At 59.1% G+C, this 13,888-nt stretch carries 16 protein-coding genes; 2 read left to right on the plus strand and 14 right to left on the minus strand.

Annotated features, from left to right (window positions below; all coding sequences use genetic code 11):
* Positions 1 to 85: 85 nt before the first annotated feature.
* Both PL640_RS13590 and PL640_RS13595 read right to left on the minus strand, forming a co-directional pair.
* Complete coding sequence (locus PL640_RS13590) at positions 86 to 430, minus strand: DMT family transporter (RefSeq protein WP_271362278.1); 345 nt, start codon at positions 428 to 430, stop codon at positions 86 to 88.
* Positions 427 to 999 (minus strand): TetR/AcrR family transcriptional regulator, encoded by a 573-nt coding sequence (locus PL640_RS13595; RefSeq protein ID WP_142840445.1) that lies wholly within the window; start codon positions 997 to 999, stop codon positions 427 to 429. The genes PL640_RS13590 and PL640_RS13595 overlap by 4 nt, the downstream gene beginning before the upstream one ends.
* Before the next feature lie 203 nt (positions 1,000 to 1,202).
* On the opposite strand from PL640_RS13595, the gene PL640_RS13600 reads away from it, so the two are divergent.
* Positions 1,203 to 2,486: a D-alanyl-D-alanine carboxypeptidase gene (locus tag PL640_RS13600; RefSeq protein ID WP_271362426.1), complete on the plus strand. Its 1,284-nt coding sequence runs from the start codon at positions 1,203 to 1,205 to the stop codon at positions 2,484 to 2,486.
* Between the two features lie 3 nt (positions 2,487 to 2,489).
* Here PL640_RS13600 and PL640_RS13605 read toward each other — a convergent pair whose 3' ends face one another.
* The 11 genes from PL640_RS13605 to PL640_RS13655 all read right to left on the minus strand — a co-directional run bounded on the left by PL640_RS13605 (position 2,490) and on the right by PL640_RS13655 (position 9,086).
* Complete coding sequence (locus PL640_RS13605) at positions 2,490 to 2,774, minus strand: Txe/YoeB family addiction module toxin (protein ID WP_210347428.1); 285 nt, start codon at positions 2,772 to 2,774, stop codon at positions 2,490 to 2,492.
* A 51-nt stretch (positions 2,775 to 2,825) separates the two neighbouring features.
* The gene (locus PL640_RS13610) at positions 2,826 to 3,077 is read right to left on the minus strand and encodes a type II toxin-antitoxin system Phd/YefM family antitoxin (RefSeq protein WP_174030079.1); all 252 of its coding nucleotides are present in this window, start codon (positions 3,075 to 3,077) and stop codon (positions 2,826 to 2,828) included.
* A 52-nt stretch (positions 3,078 to 3,129) separates the two neighbouring features.
* The gene (locus tag PL640_RS13615) at positions 3,130 to 3,879 is read right to left on the minus strand and encodes a metallophosphoesterase family protein (protein ID WP_271362279.1); all 750 of its coding nucleotides are present in this window, start codon (positions 3,877 to 3,879) and stop codon (positions 3,130 to 3,132) included.
* Positions 3,880 to 3,884: 5 nt separating this feature from the next.
* Positions 3,885 to 4,241, minus strand: a complete 357-nt coding sequence (gene uraH / locus PL640_RS13620; RefSeq protein WP_271362280.1) for a hydroxyisourate hydrolase — start codon at positions 4,239 to 4,241, stop codon at positions 3,885 to 3,887.
* On the minus strand, positions 4,238 to 4,738 hold the full coding sequence (locus PL640_RS13625; protein WP_174030091.1) for an ureidoglycolate lyase: 501 nt from the start codon (positions 4,736 to 4,738) through the stop codon (positions 4,238 to 4,240). The genes uraH and PL640_RS13625 overlap by 4 nt, the downstream gene beginning before the upstream one ends.
* 3 nt (positions 4,739 to 4,741) lie before the next feature.
* Complete coding sequence (locus PL640_RS13630) at positions 4,742 to 5,104, minus strand: HepT-like ribonuclease domain-containing protein (RefSeq protein WP_271362281.1); 363 nt, start codon at positions 5,102 to 5,104, stop codon at positions 4,742 to 4,744.
* Positions 5,101 to 5,394: a nucleotidyltransferase family protein gene (locus PL640_RS13635; protein ID WP_003509513.1), complete on the minus strand. Its 294-nt coding sequence runs from the start codon at positions 5,392 to 5,394 to the stop codon at positions 5,101 to 5,103. The genes PL640_RS13630 and PL640_RS13635 overlap by 4 nt, the downstream gene beginning before the upstream one ends.
* 53 nt (positions 5,395 to 5,447) lie before the next feature.
* Positions 5,448 to 5,945 (minus strand): 2-oxo-4-hydroxy-4-carboxy-5-ureidoimidazoline decarboxylase, encoded by a 498-nt coding sequence (gene uraD / locus PL640_RS13640; RefSeq protein WP_271362282.1) that lies wholly within the window; start codon positions 5,943 to 5,945, stop codon positions 5,448 to 5,450.
* Positions 5,945 to 6,868, minus strand: a complete 924-nt coding sequence (gene puuE, locus PL640_RS13645; RefSeq protein ID WP_271362283.1) for an allantoinase PuuE — start codon at positions 6,866 to 6,868, stop codon at positions 5,945 to 5,947. Before puuE ends, uraD begins: the two co-directional genes overlap by 1 nt.
* A 205-nt stretch (positions 6,869 to 7,073) precedes the next feature.
* Positions 7,074 to 7,781 (minus strand): DUF1045 domain-containing protein, encoded by a 708-nt coding sequence (locus tag PL640_RS13650; RefSeq protein ID WP_271362284.1) that lies wholly within the window; start codon positions 7,779 to 7,781, stop codon positions 7,074 to 7,076.
* A 96-nt stretch (positions 7,782 to 7,877) separates the two neighbouring features.
* Positions 7,878 to 9,086, minus strand: a complete 1,209-nt coding sequence (locus tag PL640_RS13655) for an NAD(P)/FAD-dependent oxidoreductase (protein WP_271362285.1) — start codon at positions 9,084 to 9,086, stop codon at positions 7,878 to 7,880.
* On the opposite strand from PL640_RS13655, the gene mnmD reads away from it, so the two are divergent.
* A complete protein-coding gene (gene mnmD, locus PL640_RS13660) occupies positions 9,085 to 9,840 on the plus strand; it encodes a tRNA (5-methylaminomethyl-2-thiouridine)(34)-methyltransferase MnmD (RefSeq protein ID WP_271362286.1) in 756 nt (251 codons plus the stop codon). The two genes, PL640_RS13655 and mnmD, sit on opposite strands and share 2 nt — an antisense overlap.
* 33 nt (positions 9,841 to 9,873) lie before the next feature.
* On the opposite strand, the gene PL640_RS13665 is transcribed toward mnmD, so the two are convergent.
* Positions 9,874 to 13,572: a response regulator gene (locus PL640_RS13665; protein ID WP_271362287.1), complete on the minus strand. Its 3,699-nt coding sequence runs from the start codon at positions 13,570 to 13,572 to the stop codon at positions 9,874 to 9,876.
* Between the last annotated feature and the right edge of the window lie 316 nt (positions 13,573 to 13,888).

Consider the following 13,888-nt stretch of genomic DNA (forward strand, 5'->3'; position numbering starts at 1 on the left):
GCACTCATGCGCAGCCGGTTGTTAGATTTGTACCTTCACTTAAAACAAACCATGAACAAACACAACAAAAATCGATACGAATTTCTCAATGCCCCACCGTCTTCGAAAACACATTCACAATCACCACACCCGTAACAATGAACCCGAGCCCAATGATCGCAGCCAGATCCAGCGTCTGGCGGAACACAAAATAACCGATGCCCGAGATCAGCACGATGCCGAGCCCGCTCCAGATCGCATAGGCAACCCCGACAGGTATGACGCGCAGCGTGAACGACAGAAGGTAAAAGGCCGCGCCGTAAAACACCGCCATCAGCACCGTCGGCAGCCACCTTGTGAATTGCTGCGACTGCTGCAGGAACGAGGTCGCGATGACCTCGCAGACAATGGCCGCGACAAGCGCCCCATAGGTGAAAAGTGCCGCGTTCATCGTTCCGTTTCCTTTGTCGTCTGGGCGATCATCCGGGCCTTGAGAGCCGCCCTGTCGCCACCTGCCCTGCCATCATCGGCCAGAAGATCGGCAAACCAGATGCCGTCAGCCGCAAGCCGCACCATCTCCAGTACCACCCCGTCATCCGTATCTTTATGACGGGCAAGACGTCCCTCGACCCAGCTCGTCCACATGCGCCGAAGCGACGGCTCGCCGACCATGGAAACCGAGATTGCCGCCCATTGCCTGCCCGAATCCCGGTCACGATCATCGAAAACCGCCTTCACATAGGCCCGCGTGAAGCATCCATAAGCTTCACAATCCTGTGAGATGAGCGCATCTATTTCCGCGTCCAGCGCCGAAAGAAGGTCAGCCATGACGGCCTCCAGCAAGGCCTGCTTGGAGGGAAAATGGTGGAACAGCCCACCTTTCGTCACCCCGGCCGCATCGGCCACAGCCTGTATGGAAAGTGCCGCAACACCCTGATCAGCAGCTAGTTTCGCCGCGCAGTCAAGGAGGCTGCGACGCACGATCTCGGGCTGCTTTTTTCGTTCGTGAGCATTTGTCATGTTTTAAAACATACCGGACGGTAGGTTTCTTTTCAAGGAAATTGTGAGGGCAGCAGACGGGTTGAAATTCATACTTAATTAAGCATGAAAGCGATCTCTAAAGTTTTAGCGGTTTTGTTGCCGGAAAGTGTCAGTAAAACTTGAAATCAACAGCGGCGGTCAAACAAAAGGGGCGGATTATGTCGGGAACGGTCAAACGGGGAATGGCGGGAACATGGGTCTTCGCGCTCGCCTTCTTTTGCGCGATCCTCTCATTGCAGGCATCGCCGGCGCAGGCCGGCTATGCCCATTTCATCATGGATGCCAACACCGGCAAGGTTCTGGCGTCCCGCAATGCCGATGTGCTGAACCACCCCGCTTCGCTCACCAAGATGATGACGCTTTACATGACCTTCGAGGCGCTGCATGCCGGCCGCATTCGCTGGGATCAGAAGATAAAGATGTCCAAGAATGGTGCAGCCGTCATCCCCTCCAAGCTTTATGTGCGTCAGGGCCAGACCTTCACCGTGCGCGAAGCGGTTTATGGCATGATCGTCAAATCCGCCAATGACATGGCGGAAGGCATGGGCGACCACCTCGGCGGCTCCGAAGCAAGGTTTGCCGAGATGATGACCCGCAAGGCCCGCCAGCTCGGCATGTCGAAAACGGTGTTCCGCAACGCTTCCGGCCTGCCCAGCAAATCGCAGGTAACGACTGCGCGTGATATGGCGAAGCTTGGCCTTGCGCTGCAGCGCGACTTCCCCAAGGAATATGACCTCTTCGCCATGGAATCCTTCAGCTTCCGGGGAAAACGCATCCGTGGCCACAACAATCTGATGTATCGTTACCGGGGCATGGATGGCATCAAGACCGGTTACACCAACGCGTCCGGCTTCAACCTCGTCAGCGCCATCAATGACAATGGCCGCCGCGTCGTCGGCGTCGTGCTGGGCGGCAAGACCGCGCGCAGCCGCGATGCGCAGATGGCGGCCCTTCTCGACAAGGCCGTGCCGCAGGCATCGAGAAGCCGCAACACCGAACAGCTCGTCGCCAGCGCCAATGTCAGCCGCACCTTCGATGTGCCGCCCGCAGCCGTCCCGACCGCATCGGTACCATTGCCAATGTTTGCCGAACGCCGCTCCGACCCGGTCGCCATGCAGATCGCCACGGCCAACAACCAGATGGCCGACATGATCCAGGTCTCCGCCATTCCGAAACCCTCTCCCGCTGCTGCGATCGCTCAGCCCACGGGCCAGAGAAGCCGCTGGGAAGTGCAGATTGCCGCTGCCGATAGCGAAGCCGCCGCCCGCTCGCTGCTTGCCAATGCGCGCTCCAACATCGGCAGCTATGCCGGGATCGCCCCCTATACCGAAGCGGTGCAAAGCGGCTCGGCAACGCTCTACCGCGCCCGCTTTACCGGCTTCGAAGACCAGTCTTCGGCGGTTTCCGCCTGCAAGGAACTGAAGGCGCAGTCCTACGCCTGCGTGGTGATGAACAGCGAGGGGTGAAGATCAATAGTGGAAACGGCATTGATGAATGATCAGTACTGCCTTTTCACCTTCGCCGCGAAGCTCATAAACAAGGCGATGCTCTTGCGAGATCCGGCGTGACCAGAGGCCCTTCAACTGGAAACGCAGGGGTTCGGGTTTTCCGATGCCCTCGAATGGATGCCGCCGGCAGTCTTTTATGAGTTCGTTGATGCGTTCAAGCATCTTTCGATCGTATTTCTGCCAGTGAAGATAGTCTTCCCAGCCTTCGTGGCTCCAGCCGAGAGCAATCGAGCCCTTTTGCTGCATGAGAGTTTCTCCTGATGGAAGCTCGCACTCATGCGCGATGGGTTTGAAAAATCAGTCGATCAGATCGTGGCTTTCGAAAACGCCGCCATCCACGTCGGACATCGACTTTCTAAGTCTGGCGAAATTCTCGGGTGACGAGCAGAGATGCAAGGTTTCCATCAAGCCTTCATATTCGTCCTTATCGATAAGAACGGCGGACGGCTTGTCGCGCCGCACGATTTCCACGGTTACACGGTCTTGCGATACTTCATCTAGAAGCGATGCAAGGGATTCGCGTGCTTTTGAAAACATGACAGTACGCATGGATGAACCTCGACAAGAGTTGTACAATAAATAGTACAACTACCTGAACAATTCAAGTCCGTTTGCGAAGCCAGCCATTCTCCAGAGCATCGGCCAGATACGGAATGCCGTTGACTCGCGCCATCTCGGCCATGGCCAGATTGTCGTAGCGGATATTCCGGAAATAGACCTGCCAGCCGCGCCCGGTTTCTTCCAGCACCGCATAGCTGGCAAGCGGATGACCGGCCTCGACGTGATGCTCGAAGGGCGTATCGTCCTTCCAGCCGGGGCAGCCGACGCTGCCGGGATTGACGATCAGCCGGCCATCGGAAAGCTGCACCGCGCGGGGAATATGGGTATGGCCGCACAGCATCAGCGGCTGGGTTATACCTTCCGCCCTCGCCTCGATTTCGGCGAGCGGCCGCAGTTTCAGCACACCTTCCGGCGACAGCGTTTCCAGCCAATAGTCGAGATCGCCGTGCGGCGAGCCGTGGCAGCAATAGGCGACGTCCTTGAATACCAAGCTGAAGGGCAGGGTTTGCAGCCAGTCCAGATGCGCGGCAGTCATCTGCGCATGGGCCGGCCTTTCCCAGCTGCCCATATCCTCCGGCGCCCGCTCGATCAATTCCCGGTCGTGATTGCCGCGAATGCTGGGGATCCAGTTGCCGACCAGCACATCACCGGTGAAACCCGCCTCCAGCGGCCCGCTGAAACAATCGCCGAGATTGACGATATCCTTGATGCCAAGCCTGGCGATATCCTCAAGCACGGCTTCAAGCGCAGCGCAGTTTCCGTGAATATCGGCAATGGCGGCAAAGATCATGGCAATCAGCTTCCTCGATAGGTGGAATAGCTATAGGGCGACAGCAGAAGCGGCACGTGGTAGTGGCCACTCTCATCGGCAATACCGAAGCGGATCGGGATAATATCGAGAAAGGCCGGTTCGGGCAGCACAACGCCCCTGCCGCGCAGATAATCGCCGGCATGGAAAACCAGCTCATATTGACCGGCCTTGAAACTCTCTCCGACCAGCAGCGGCCCGCCATCCACACGGCCGTCACTATTGGTCTTCACCGTCTTCAGCTTCTCGCGGCGATCGCCGGAGAGCCGGTAAAGCTCGATCGTCAGTCCCTCAGCCGGCGTACCATGGGCGGCGTCGAGAACATGGGTGGTCAGACCGGTCATGGGTTGGGCTCCGCGATCATGAAGGGCTTATCGAAAAAATGCTCTTCCAGATTGTTGCCCGGCCCTTCGCGGTCGGCAACCAGAAAATCAGAAACCGCCTGCAACGGCATCAGCGGATAATGCCAGACATTGCGGCGGTAATTCACACCCTGGTCCCCGCGTGCCAGAAACACCTGCGGCCGGGCCGGACGGCCTCCGTCATCTTCCGCAACGACGACGAGGAAAGGCCTGCCGGACAGCGGCGAAAAACTCTGGCTGCCGAGCGGATGCCGCTCCATCATCTCGATGTTATGCGGGAATACCCGCGGCTGCCCACGGAAAATATTGAGGATGATACGCGCGCCCTCGCCCGCCGCCTCGGGTGCGGCAAGCGCATGATGCCGCTCGGTCTGGCCGCCATTGATGTGCCGCATGGAAGAAGGCGTGATTTCGATCACATCGCCGAAGGATGCGAACGCCTCTTTGGTAAGGGGTTTTATGTCGAGAAAATCGGTCAAATGTCATTCACCTTGGGCATGCCAGTTTTGCAGAAGTAAGAGTCTGTCCAGAAGATCCGGTATCGCCGTCTGTGTCGTATCCCACACGGTTTCCAGATTGATGCTCAGATAACCGTGCGCGATCCTGTTCCGCATGCCGCGCATCTTGACCCACGGGATATCCGGAAAATCCGCCACGAAAGCTGGAAACTCTTCCATTATCCGCGCCGTCGTTTCGCCGATAATCAGAAGGTTCATCGCCACCGCCCGTTGACGCACCAGATCAACCAGAAATTCGTCCTTTGTCTTCAATCGAACGAAATCGATGGTTTCCGCAGCAATCTGTCTGATGTCCTGAAGATAAACATGCAGTCGCTCGGCGCTCATACGGGCTTCGCTTCCTGCAGAACCTTCACACGAACACGCTCGGGAAAATCCCCTGGCGTCAATAGATGAATTTCTGTGCCGCGCATGATGGCTGATAGCTCTTCCAACAGGCCGCCCAGATCAAACAAGGTGGCACCCGGCAATGCATCCACCAGAATATCGAGATCGCTGTCCGGCCGGTCCTCACCGCGGGCAACGGAGCCGAACACGCGGGGGTTTGCCGCGTTGAAGCGCTTCGTCGCTTCGCGGATCGCTTCCCTGTTCTTTTCCAGTACCTCGGAGGGTCTCATGATCTTTATCTCCAGACAGCACGATCCTAGCAGAACGGCCACCACTCGCCAATTCAGCCCTCCGGCAGCATCGCGGAAAGGCGCAGCCAGGCGATCTTTTCCACCTGCGCCGTCGCGGTCGCGAACTCCTGCGCCGCATCATTGCCGATGCGGGTTTCGAAAGCGGAAAGAATATCGTGCCTGTTCAGCCCCTTGACCGCGATGATGAAGGGAAAGCCGAATTTCTGGGTATAGGCGCTGTTCAGTTCGGTAAAACGCGCATGTTCTGCCGGCGAAAGCCGATCGAGCCCCGCACCGGCCTGTTCGTTGCGGCTATCGGTCGTCAGCTCGCCCGCAATCGCCAGCTTGCCGGCAAGATCGGGATGCGCTCGCAACACGCCGAGCCTTTCAGCCTCGGAAGCGGCACGAAACTGCGCGACGAGTGCGGCGTGAACCACCTTCGCCGTCAAATCCCCCTCGTCTACACCAGCATCATAGGCCCGCTCGGCGATGAAGGGCGAATGTTCGAACACGCCACCGAACCGGGAGACAAATTCCTGCCGCGCCGACATCAAGGAGCCACCGGCTTGTGATGGTCATGCCAGTGCCGGGCGATCTCGATCCGCTGCGGGATCCACACCTTGTCATGGCTGAGCACATATTCGATGAAACGACGCAACGCCGCGGCGCGACCGGGACGGCCGACAAGGCGGCAATGCAGACCGACGCTCATCATCTTCGGCGCGCCTTCGGCGCCTTCCTGATAAAGCACGTCGAACGCATCTTTCAGATAGGTGAAGAACTGGTCACCGGAATTGAAACCCTGCGGCGTGGCGAAACGCATGTCGTTGGTGTCAAGCGTATAAGGAATGATCAGGAAAGGCTCTTCTTTCGCGCCCTTCACCCAATAGGGCAGATCGTCGGCATAGGAATCGGACGAATAGAGAAAACCGCCCTCTTCCATGACGAGGCGCAGCGTATTATCCGAAGGCTTGCCCTGATACATGCCGTAGGGCCGTTCACCGGTCACCTCCTTATGCAGGCGCACCGCTTCGGTTATATGTTTGCGCTCTTCCTCTTCGGAGAAATCCTTATATTCCAGCCAGCGGTAACCGTGGCTGGCAATTTCCCAGCCGGCTTCCTTCATGGCCGCGACGGCTTCCGGATTGCGGGCCATGGCGGCGGTCACGCCATAAACGGTGGTGGTGACACCAAGACTTGTGAACATGCGCCACAGCCGCCAGAAGCCGGCGCGCGAACCATATTCGTAGATCGATTCCATATTCAGGTTGCGCTGGCCCGGCCAGGGCTGGGCGCCAACGATTTCCGACAGCAGCGATTCCGAGGCCTTGTCATTGTCGAGAATGCAGCTTTCGCCACCCTCCTCGTAATTGATGACGAATTGCACGGCGATACGCGCGCCGCCCGGCCATTTCGGATCGGGAACGTTACGGCCATAGCCCACCAGATTGCGGGAGTAATTGTCGGAAATCATTCAGCCACCCAAGACATCTCTCCCCAGGCGAAAACCGGCTTCGGGAGACATAAACAAATCTCCAAAGGGCGCCGACCCCGGAATGGGTAAACGGCGCAAACTTCGGATATGCGATGCCGAACGGTATCATCCGCATCCGGAATGTCGAGATCAATTTTGCCGACATTTCGATGCTTTTTTGTATACGATTATGGGCTGCTGTTTCTCAGGCAATCTTGCGGGCGGAAACGCGGCCCATGGGATGCAGCGAATGCACCCGGAAGGGCGCACCCGGTTCATCCTCGATGAAGAGCGCAAGGCTGGAAAATTGCAGTTCCCGGGTCAGCAGCGGCTCGAAAACCTTGCGCACGGCACGCTCGACTCTCTGGCTGCTGGCAGGCTCAACACCGCCCGTCAGCGACATCTGGAACCGGAACTCATCCATCACATGCGGGCTGCCCCAGCGATGCAGGTTGGTGAGCTGCGAGGCTGAAAGCCGGTCCGGATCCGCCCGCTCGATTTCCGCCTCGGACAGCGGCGCGCGGTAACGGTCGAATTCCTGCACCACGCGGGCGGCAAAAAAATGCAGCACTTCGCAGGGGCGCTCGGGAACGAGGCTGAAGACATTCCCATGCCTTGCCACCACGAGTTGTGGAAGCATGAAAGGGTCCTGCCTGCCGGAAAAATACATCAGGTCGCGCAACAGCGCGGCCTCGGAGTGGCCCTCGGCAAGCCGGAAAGGCGCCTTGATCGTGCCATGGAAACCGTAACGGCGCGGCAGCGCCGTGTGGTACGAAATCTCCTGCATGCCGAGATCGATCATGCCCGGCGGCTCCACCGCCTGACCGGAATAGGCATCACGCCCCAACCACGCGGCGGCTGCCTGCGTCAGGGGGTCATTGGGGGTAGGCGTGAAATGAATGGCGTATCGCATGCGCTGTCACCTCGCCGCAAAAGCGGCCAAACCGGCCTCGTTGCAGGCCAGCAAATAGGTGATTTGCGTGACAGATTAACGACGTGGGCGGCCTGATCAGCACTTTCTAAAGTCCGTGACGGCAATATTCACGTGTTGTTGAAGGCGAAACCCGGCGGGTACGTCAGCGGTCTCCCCGCACACGGTTTGCAAGGCCGCATCGGCAAGAAAATGGGCAAGACCGAAGCTGACCTTGAAGCCACCCGAAAGCGCGACAAGCTTCGGATAACCGGCAACCGACCCCACCATCGGGTCTCTGCCGACCGCCTTCGGCCGCAGGCCGGCCCACCGTTCCAGAACCGGTGCGTGGGCAAGCGATGGCACCACGCTACATGCGTCTGCAAGCAGCTTTTCCAGCTTTTCGTCGGTGCTGAAAGGCTCAGAAAAACAATCTTCGCTGGTACTGCCGATGGCGACGGTGCCATCCTCATGCGGCACGATGTAAAGACCGTTGAGGAAGACGACCGGCATGGCCGGGTCGGCCGCCACATCAAGAAGCGCTGCTTGCCCCTTCACCGCCTGCCCGAGTGCAACACCGGCCTCCAGACCCATCGCGTCACGAAGCAGGGGAAAAGAACCATGTCCGTTGGCGACGACAACATGGCCGAAGGCAACTTCATCTCCCGAAGATAACATCGCCCGCCCAGCTTGCGGGTCAAGCGAAACCACCGAGCACCGTTCCGCCACCCGCACGTGGCGCGCCTTGCGGAGAAAAGCCGAGAGAAGGGCGATCATCGCGCGCGGCGAAACCCTCGCCGCCAGCGTGTCCAGCACAAAGCCGGCCTGCCCTGCCGCATCATCCACCCAGTCGGCCACCGAAGGTCTGTCGCCGACATGCCAGTGGAACCGGCGCTCGCCCGACACCCAGTTTTCCCCGGCATCCCGTTCGTGTCGCTCCGCGATGGTGCGCAGATGCGGCTTGGGCAGCGGAATGATCCGGCCGCAACGGCGATAACCGGCCGAAAGCCCGGTCACGGCCTCCAGCCCGGCAATTTCCGTTTCCAGCGCCACAAGCGCATCGAACTGGAACTGCTTCTTGTCCGACCATCGGTCCGGCATATGCGGCATCAAGGCGCCAAGCAGCCCGCCGCTTGCCCCGCTGCCAAGCTGCTCCGCCTCCACCAGCAGGGTGTCTATTCCCAGCCGTTCCGCCTTGACGGCGGCCCATAGCCCCATAATGCCGCCACCAACGATGAGGAGCGGCACGGAGCCCGGCAATCTTGGAGATTGACCCTGTTCGAAAGCAGGACTATCGGCATTAGCCATGAAAAATTCCAACGACTGTATCCCAGAGACTGGCACAGAGACCGGTTCCGCAACCGGAGAAACCCGCACCGCACTCGACTGGCGTGACGGGGATATGCCCTATTCGCTGGCCTTTGACGATCATTTTTATTGCCAGACGGATGGCAGGCTGGAATGCGGCCATGTCTTCCTGTCCGGAAACGGCCTGCCGGAGCGTTGGCTTGAACGGGAGGGCGTTTTCCGCATTGGTGAGCTGGGTTTCGGCACCGGCCTTAATCTCTGCGAGACATGGCGACAGTGGAAAGAGATGCGCAACGGCCGCTCCACGCTGCATTTCATCTCCTTCGAGCTTTATCCGATGAAGGCGGACGAGATCGACCGGGCGCTTTCCCGCTGGCCGGAGATCGATACTGAGCGCAAGGGGCTTGTCGCCCTCTGGCCGGAAGAGCCGCAAGGCAGGGTCGACATCGCACTGGATGACGAGACGCGCCTGACGGTGGTCTGCGGCGAGGCCTTTGCCGGAATCTCCAGCAGCAAAGAGAGTTTCGACGCGTGGTTTCTGGACGGCTTCGCGCCGGCGCGCAATCCGGACATGTGGTCGCTGGAAATCATGCAGGCGCTCTTTGCCAAAACGGCGTCGGAGGGCACTTTCGCCACCTATGCCGCCGCCGGCTTCGTTCGCCGCAACCTCATCGCCGCCGGTTTTGACCTGGAGCGGCGCAAGGGCTTTGCCGGAAAGCGGGAAATGCTCTGTGGCACCAAACGGCCCGCCTGAGGCAATTCCGAAAACCCCCGCAGCGCCGGATGATCAGACGCCCGGCGCGTCACGCCGGGGCATGGCATCCCCCAGCCATTGCGCAATCTTGTCCTCGAGGATTTCAGGACTGATCGGCTTCGACAGATAATCATCCATGCCCGCCTGCAGGCAAAGTTCCCTGTCAGCGTCCTGGGTATGGGCGGTAACACCGATGATCGGCACATGCCGGCCGTCCGCCGCCGCCTGTTCGGCGGCGCGGATGGCAAGCGTTGCCTGATGGCCGTTCATGACAGGCATCGAGACATCCATGAGAATGATGGCGGGATTGTTTTCTTCCCACGCCTGAACCGCCTTCTTGCCGTTGCCGACGATCAGGAAACGCAAACCCGCCTGCTGCAAAATCTGGGTGAAGACAATCTGGTTGACGTCATTGTCCTCGGCCACCAGCACGTCGATCAGGCTCGGCCGGCGGCGTTCGGAAACAGCCGGGGCCGCTGGCAGAATGCGCTGTTTCTTTTCAGCCAGACGCCTTTCTGGGCGCACCGGCCCGCCGCCTGCCTCCAGTGCCAGCGGCTGCAGGCGCGCGCGTTTCAGCCGCACGTCGCGCACCACATCGAACAGGGTGGAGCGCAAGAGCCGCGCCCGCGCCGGTTTCATCAGATGCGCCTGCACGTTGAGATCGGTAAACAGCGTCTCGTCACCCACCACATCCATGGAGGTCAGGAACACGATGGCAATCTCATCGAAACGTTGGTCCGCGCGAATACGCTCGACCACATCCAGGCCGTTCATGACAGGCATATGATAATCGAGGATGATAGCGTCGATGGTAAAGCCGAGCGACACGGCCTCCTGCAGCACGGCGATGCCGGACGGGCCGTCTTCCACCGCATGGCCATCAATGCCCCATGTCTTCAGCTGCTCGGTCAATATACGGCGATTGACGTCATTGTCGTCGATGACCAGCACCCGGATATCGTCGATCGCCACGGACATAAGCGGAACGTCGCGCCGCCTTTCGGTGACCTGAAACGGAATATTGACCTCGAAGGTCGACCCCTTGCCGACCTCGCTCACGACATTGATCGAACCATCAAAGAGACCGACAAGGCCGACCGTGATCGCCAGTCCAAGCCCTGTTCCCTCGTGCCGGCGCGTCGCCGAACCATCCACCTGGCTGAACTTGTCGAAGATCGTCTCGAGCTTGTCAGGCGGAATGCCAATGCCGCTGTCTTCAACGCGCAGCGAGAGCATGGTTTCCGACGCCTCGGCCGATTGCGCGGCAAGCTCGATCAGCACATGCCCCGTTTCGGTGAACTTCACGGCGTTGCCGACGAGGTTGGTGACGATCTGGCGGAACCGCCCGGCATCGCCCATGACCTTGCCGAAAACCGACGGGTCGATCCGGACAACCAGTTCGATGTCCTTTTCCAGCGCCGCCGAGGAGAGAAGCGAAACCACATCCTCCACCGCTTCGGCCGGATCGAAAGGCACGCTGCGCAGCTTCATCTGCCCGGCCTCGATCTTGGAAAAATCGAGAATGTCGTTGATGATCGTCAGAAGCGCATTGCCTGACTTGACGATGATATCGGTAAAGGTCTTCTGGCGCGTATCCAGATTGGACTTGGCCAGAAGCTCGGCCATGCCGAGCACACCGTTCATCGGCGTGCGGATTTCATGGCTCATATTGGCCAGGAATTCCGATTTGGCGCGATCCGCCGCTTCCGCCCGCGAAAGCAGCCGCTGCAATTCCTCTTCACGCAGCTTCATCTCGGTCACATCGGTGACGATGACGAGCCAGTAATTGCCGGAACTGTTGGTGGCTTCCAGATTGAGCCAGGTTTTGCCGGCCACATGGATGAGCCAGGAAAACGGCTGGTTGGCGGCAATGTTGTCTTTCCAGGCGGAAAGCGTTGCGGCCGCCTCCTCGGCGGTGCCGAAATCTCCGCGCTTGGCGCAATGGGCAAAGAAACCCGACCAGTTGCGGCCTTTTTCCAGCAGATGCGGCGGCACGTCGAACATCCGCGCCATCGCTTCGTTGGACATGATGATCGTGCCCTGCTCGACCAGCACCAGGCCCTGCGCCATGGCGCGCGTGGCGCCCTGCATATATTCGCCGACGCGCTCCAGCTCGGCCTTGGCCTTCATGATCTCAGCATCGCGCATGCGCACATCGGTCACATCGGCATAGGTGCTGAGGATTTTCCCGCCATCGAGGCGGGTTTTCGAGATGACGGTAACCTTGCCGCTTTTGCTGCGCACTTCGCGCGGAGCAGAGGCCTCCTTGCTGAGAAGCCGCGCCGTTCGCTGACTATAAAGATCGTCGAAAGACATGTCGCCATAGTCGTAAAGGCCGCTTTCGAAATTCAATTCCATGAATTCGCGATAGCTTTTGCCGACCAGCGATTTCTCGCCGCCGATTTCGCCCCAGACCTCATAAAAGAACGGATTGACATATTCGATGACGAGATCGGCGTTGATGAGCAGCACGCCCACCGGCAGGGCATGAAGAATCATCTCCAGCTGGCGGTGCAGCGCTTCGGCCTGTGCCTGCGCCGCAATCAGTGCATTTTCACGGTCCTGCAACAGGCTGACATCGGTAACCGAGCCGACCAGATAATATTCGTCGTCAGGCGTTGCCACCCGGCCGAGGCGGGTAATGACGGGAACGGAGCTGCCATCCGGCAGCGGCAGGGTTTCCGCCTTCTCGATTGCCTCGCCCGTTTCAAGCAGAAGCTCGTTTTCAAGCCGGGACTGCTCGCCGGTCGCCGGAAACATCTCGTTTTCGGTCTTGCCCATAAAATGGGCGAGATCGCCTCCGACGAATTTCTCATAGGCGGCATTGGCAAAGGTCAGCCGCCTGTCATGATCCCGCAGAAAAACCGCCACCGGCAATTGTTCAAGCGCGGCGCGCAGCAGCCAGGTCTCGCGGATCTGCGTGCTGAGCAGGGTCTCATGCGCCTTGAACTCGGTCACGTCGATGCGCAGACCCACCAGCATGCCGTTTTCCAGCCGCTTGTTGACCATGCGCACCCAGCGGCCATCCGCAAACTGCTCCACCCTTTCCAGATAGGGCAGGGAAAAATCCCGAAGCTGCTCCTGCTTCCAGCTTTCAAAAGCCTGATCATCCTCTTTCGCGCGGCTGTAACCGCTTGAAAAATAGACCGCTTCCATCAGCGCTTCGAGCCGCATGCCCGGCTTCAGCGCAACACCGAAGGCACTGTAGAATTCCAGGAAGCGGGCGTTGCAATAAATCAGCCGGTTTTCTTCGTCATAGATAACGATACCGGCATCGATGAGATCAATCACCCCACTGCCGAACAGCAACTCGGAGGCGTTATCGCTGCTGGAAAAGCCCTCAATGGCAACAGCCGGCATTTCCTCGAATGCTTCGAACAGGAAAAGATTGCCGTCATCACCGATAAAACGTTCGCAACGAAGCGTATATGGCCCGGAAGACGCCGCACCATGACAGGCGATCAGCTCATCCGTGGCAAAGACCAGCGAGCGGCGCTCCCTGTCTTCCCGTTCGGCATCGCGAATATCGGCGGAGAGGGAAAAACTCGTTTGCCCCTGAAACGCTGCGGGTGGACGCCCCATGATCCGGCCATAGGCGGCGTTGACCATGAGATAGCGCAGCTCGCTGTCCTTGATGCACGCGGGCAGGTCCAGGGCGGCGACGGCCCTGTAAGCTTTTTCCAGCAACCCGCTGCCTTCGGTCAATCGATACTCCACACCGTGCAGTTCCATTTCTGTCGAATCAAATATTTCCGGATATCGTCGCAAAAACGTTATGTGATAAAATCGCCGTTTGCTATGTACCGCGCGGCACTGCTACCCTTTTTTAACCATAAATATTCGCTCCGATGCGCCATTCCAACCATAACCGGCCGACCTTGCGCATGGCTGCCATGCGTGGCGGGACAGCGGCGTTATAAAACTATCGCTTGACTTTAACGCGCAAAACGCCCACATGCCGGTCAAGCTTTCACCTTCGGCAGCCGCGTGAGCTGCAGCGTATGTCCAGAACGACTTGTTCCAAGAGAAATCTGGCCCGCATGAAGGA

It is taken from the genome of Agrobacterium sp. ST15.16.024 (assembly GCF_027956545.1).
Taxonomy (GTDB): Bacteria; Pseudomonadota; Alphaproteobacteria; order Rhizobiales; family Rhizobiaceae; genus Agrobacterium; species Agrobacterium cucumeris.

Bases quoted from the DNA above. Each gene is read 5' to 3' on its own strand.
- PL640_RS13630 (WP_271362281.1), bottom strand. From the start codon at position 5,104: ATGAGCGCCGAGCGACTGCATGTTTATCTTCAGGACATCAGACAGATT.
- uraD (WP_271362282.1), bottom strand. From the start codon at position 5,945: ATGTCGGCGCGGCAGGAATTTGTCTCCCGGTTCGGTGGCGTGTTCGAA.
- PL640_RS13615 (WP_271362279.1), bottom strand. From the start codon at position 3,879: ATGATCTTTGCCGCCATTGCCGATATTCACGGAAACTGCGCTGCGCTT.
- PL640_RS13605 (WP_210347428.1), bottom strand. From the start codon at position 2,774: ATGCAGCAAAAGGGCTCGATTGCTCTCGGCTGGAGCCACGAAGGCTGG.
- mnmD (WP_271362286.1), top strand. From the start codon at position 9,085: ATGAAAAATTCCAACGACTGTATCCCAGAGACTGGCACAGAGACCGGT.
- PL640_RS13665 (WP_271362287.1), bottom strand. From the start codon at position 13,572: ATGGAACTGCACGGTGTGGAGTATCGATTGACCGAAGGCAGCGGGTTG.
- PL640_RS13595 (WP_142840445.1), bottom strand. From the start codon at position 999: ATGACAAATGCTCACGAACGAAAAAAGCAGCCCGAGATCGTGCGTCGC.
- PL640_RS13610 (WP_174030079.1), bottom strand. From the start codon at position 3,077: ATGCGTACTGTCATGTTTTCAAAAGCACGCGAATCCCTTGCATCGCTT.
- PL640_RS13600 (WP_271362426.1), top strand. From the start codon at position 1,203: ATGGCGGGAACATGGGTCTTCGCGCTCGCCTTCTTTTGCGCGATCCTC.
- puuE (WP_271362283.1), bottom strand. From the start codon at position 6,868: ATGATTTCCGACAATTACTCCCGCAATCTGGTGGGCTATGGCCGTAAC.
- PL640_RS13590 (WP_271362278.1), bottom strand. From the start codon at position 430: ATGAACGCGGCACTTTTCACCTATGGGGCGCTTGTCGCGGCCATTGTC.
- PL640_RS13655 (WP_271362285.1), bottom strand. From the start codon at position 9,086: ATGGCTAATGCCGATAGTCCTGCTTTCGAACAGGGTCAATCTCCAAGA.
- PL640_RS13650 (WP_271362284.1), bottom strand. From the start codon at position 7,781: ATGCGATACGCCATTCATTTCACGCCTACCCCCAATGACCCCCTGACG.
- PL640_RS13635 (WP_003509513.1), bottom strand. From the start codon at position 5,394: ATGAGACCCTCCGAGGTACTGGAAAAGAACAGGGAAGCGATCCGCGAA.
- uraH (WP_271362280.1), bottom strand. From the start codon at position 4,241: ATGACCGGTCTGACCACCCATGTTCTCGACGCCGCCCATGGTACGCCG.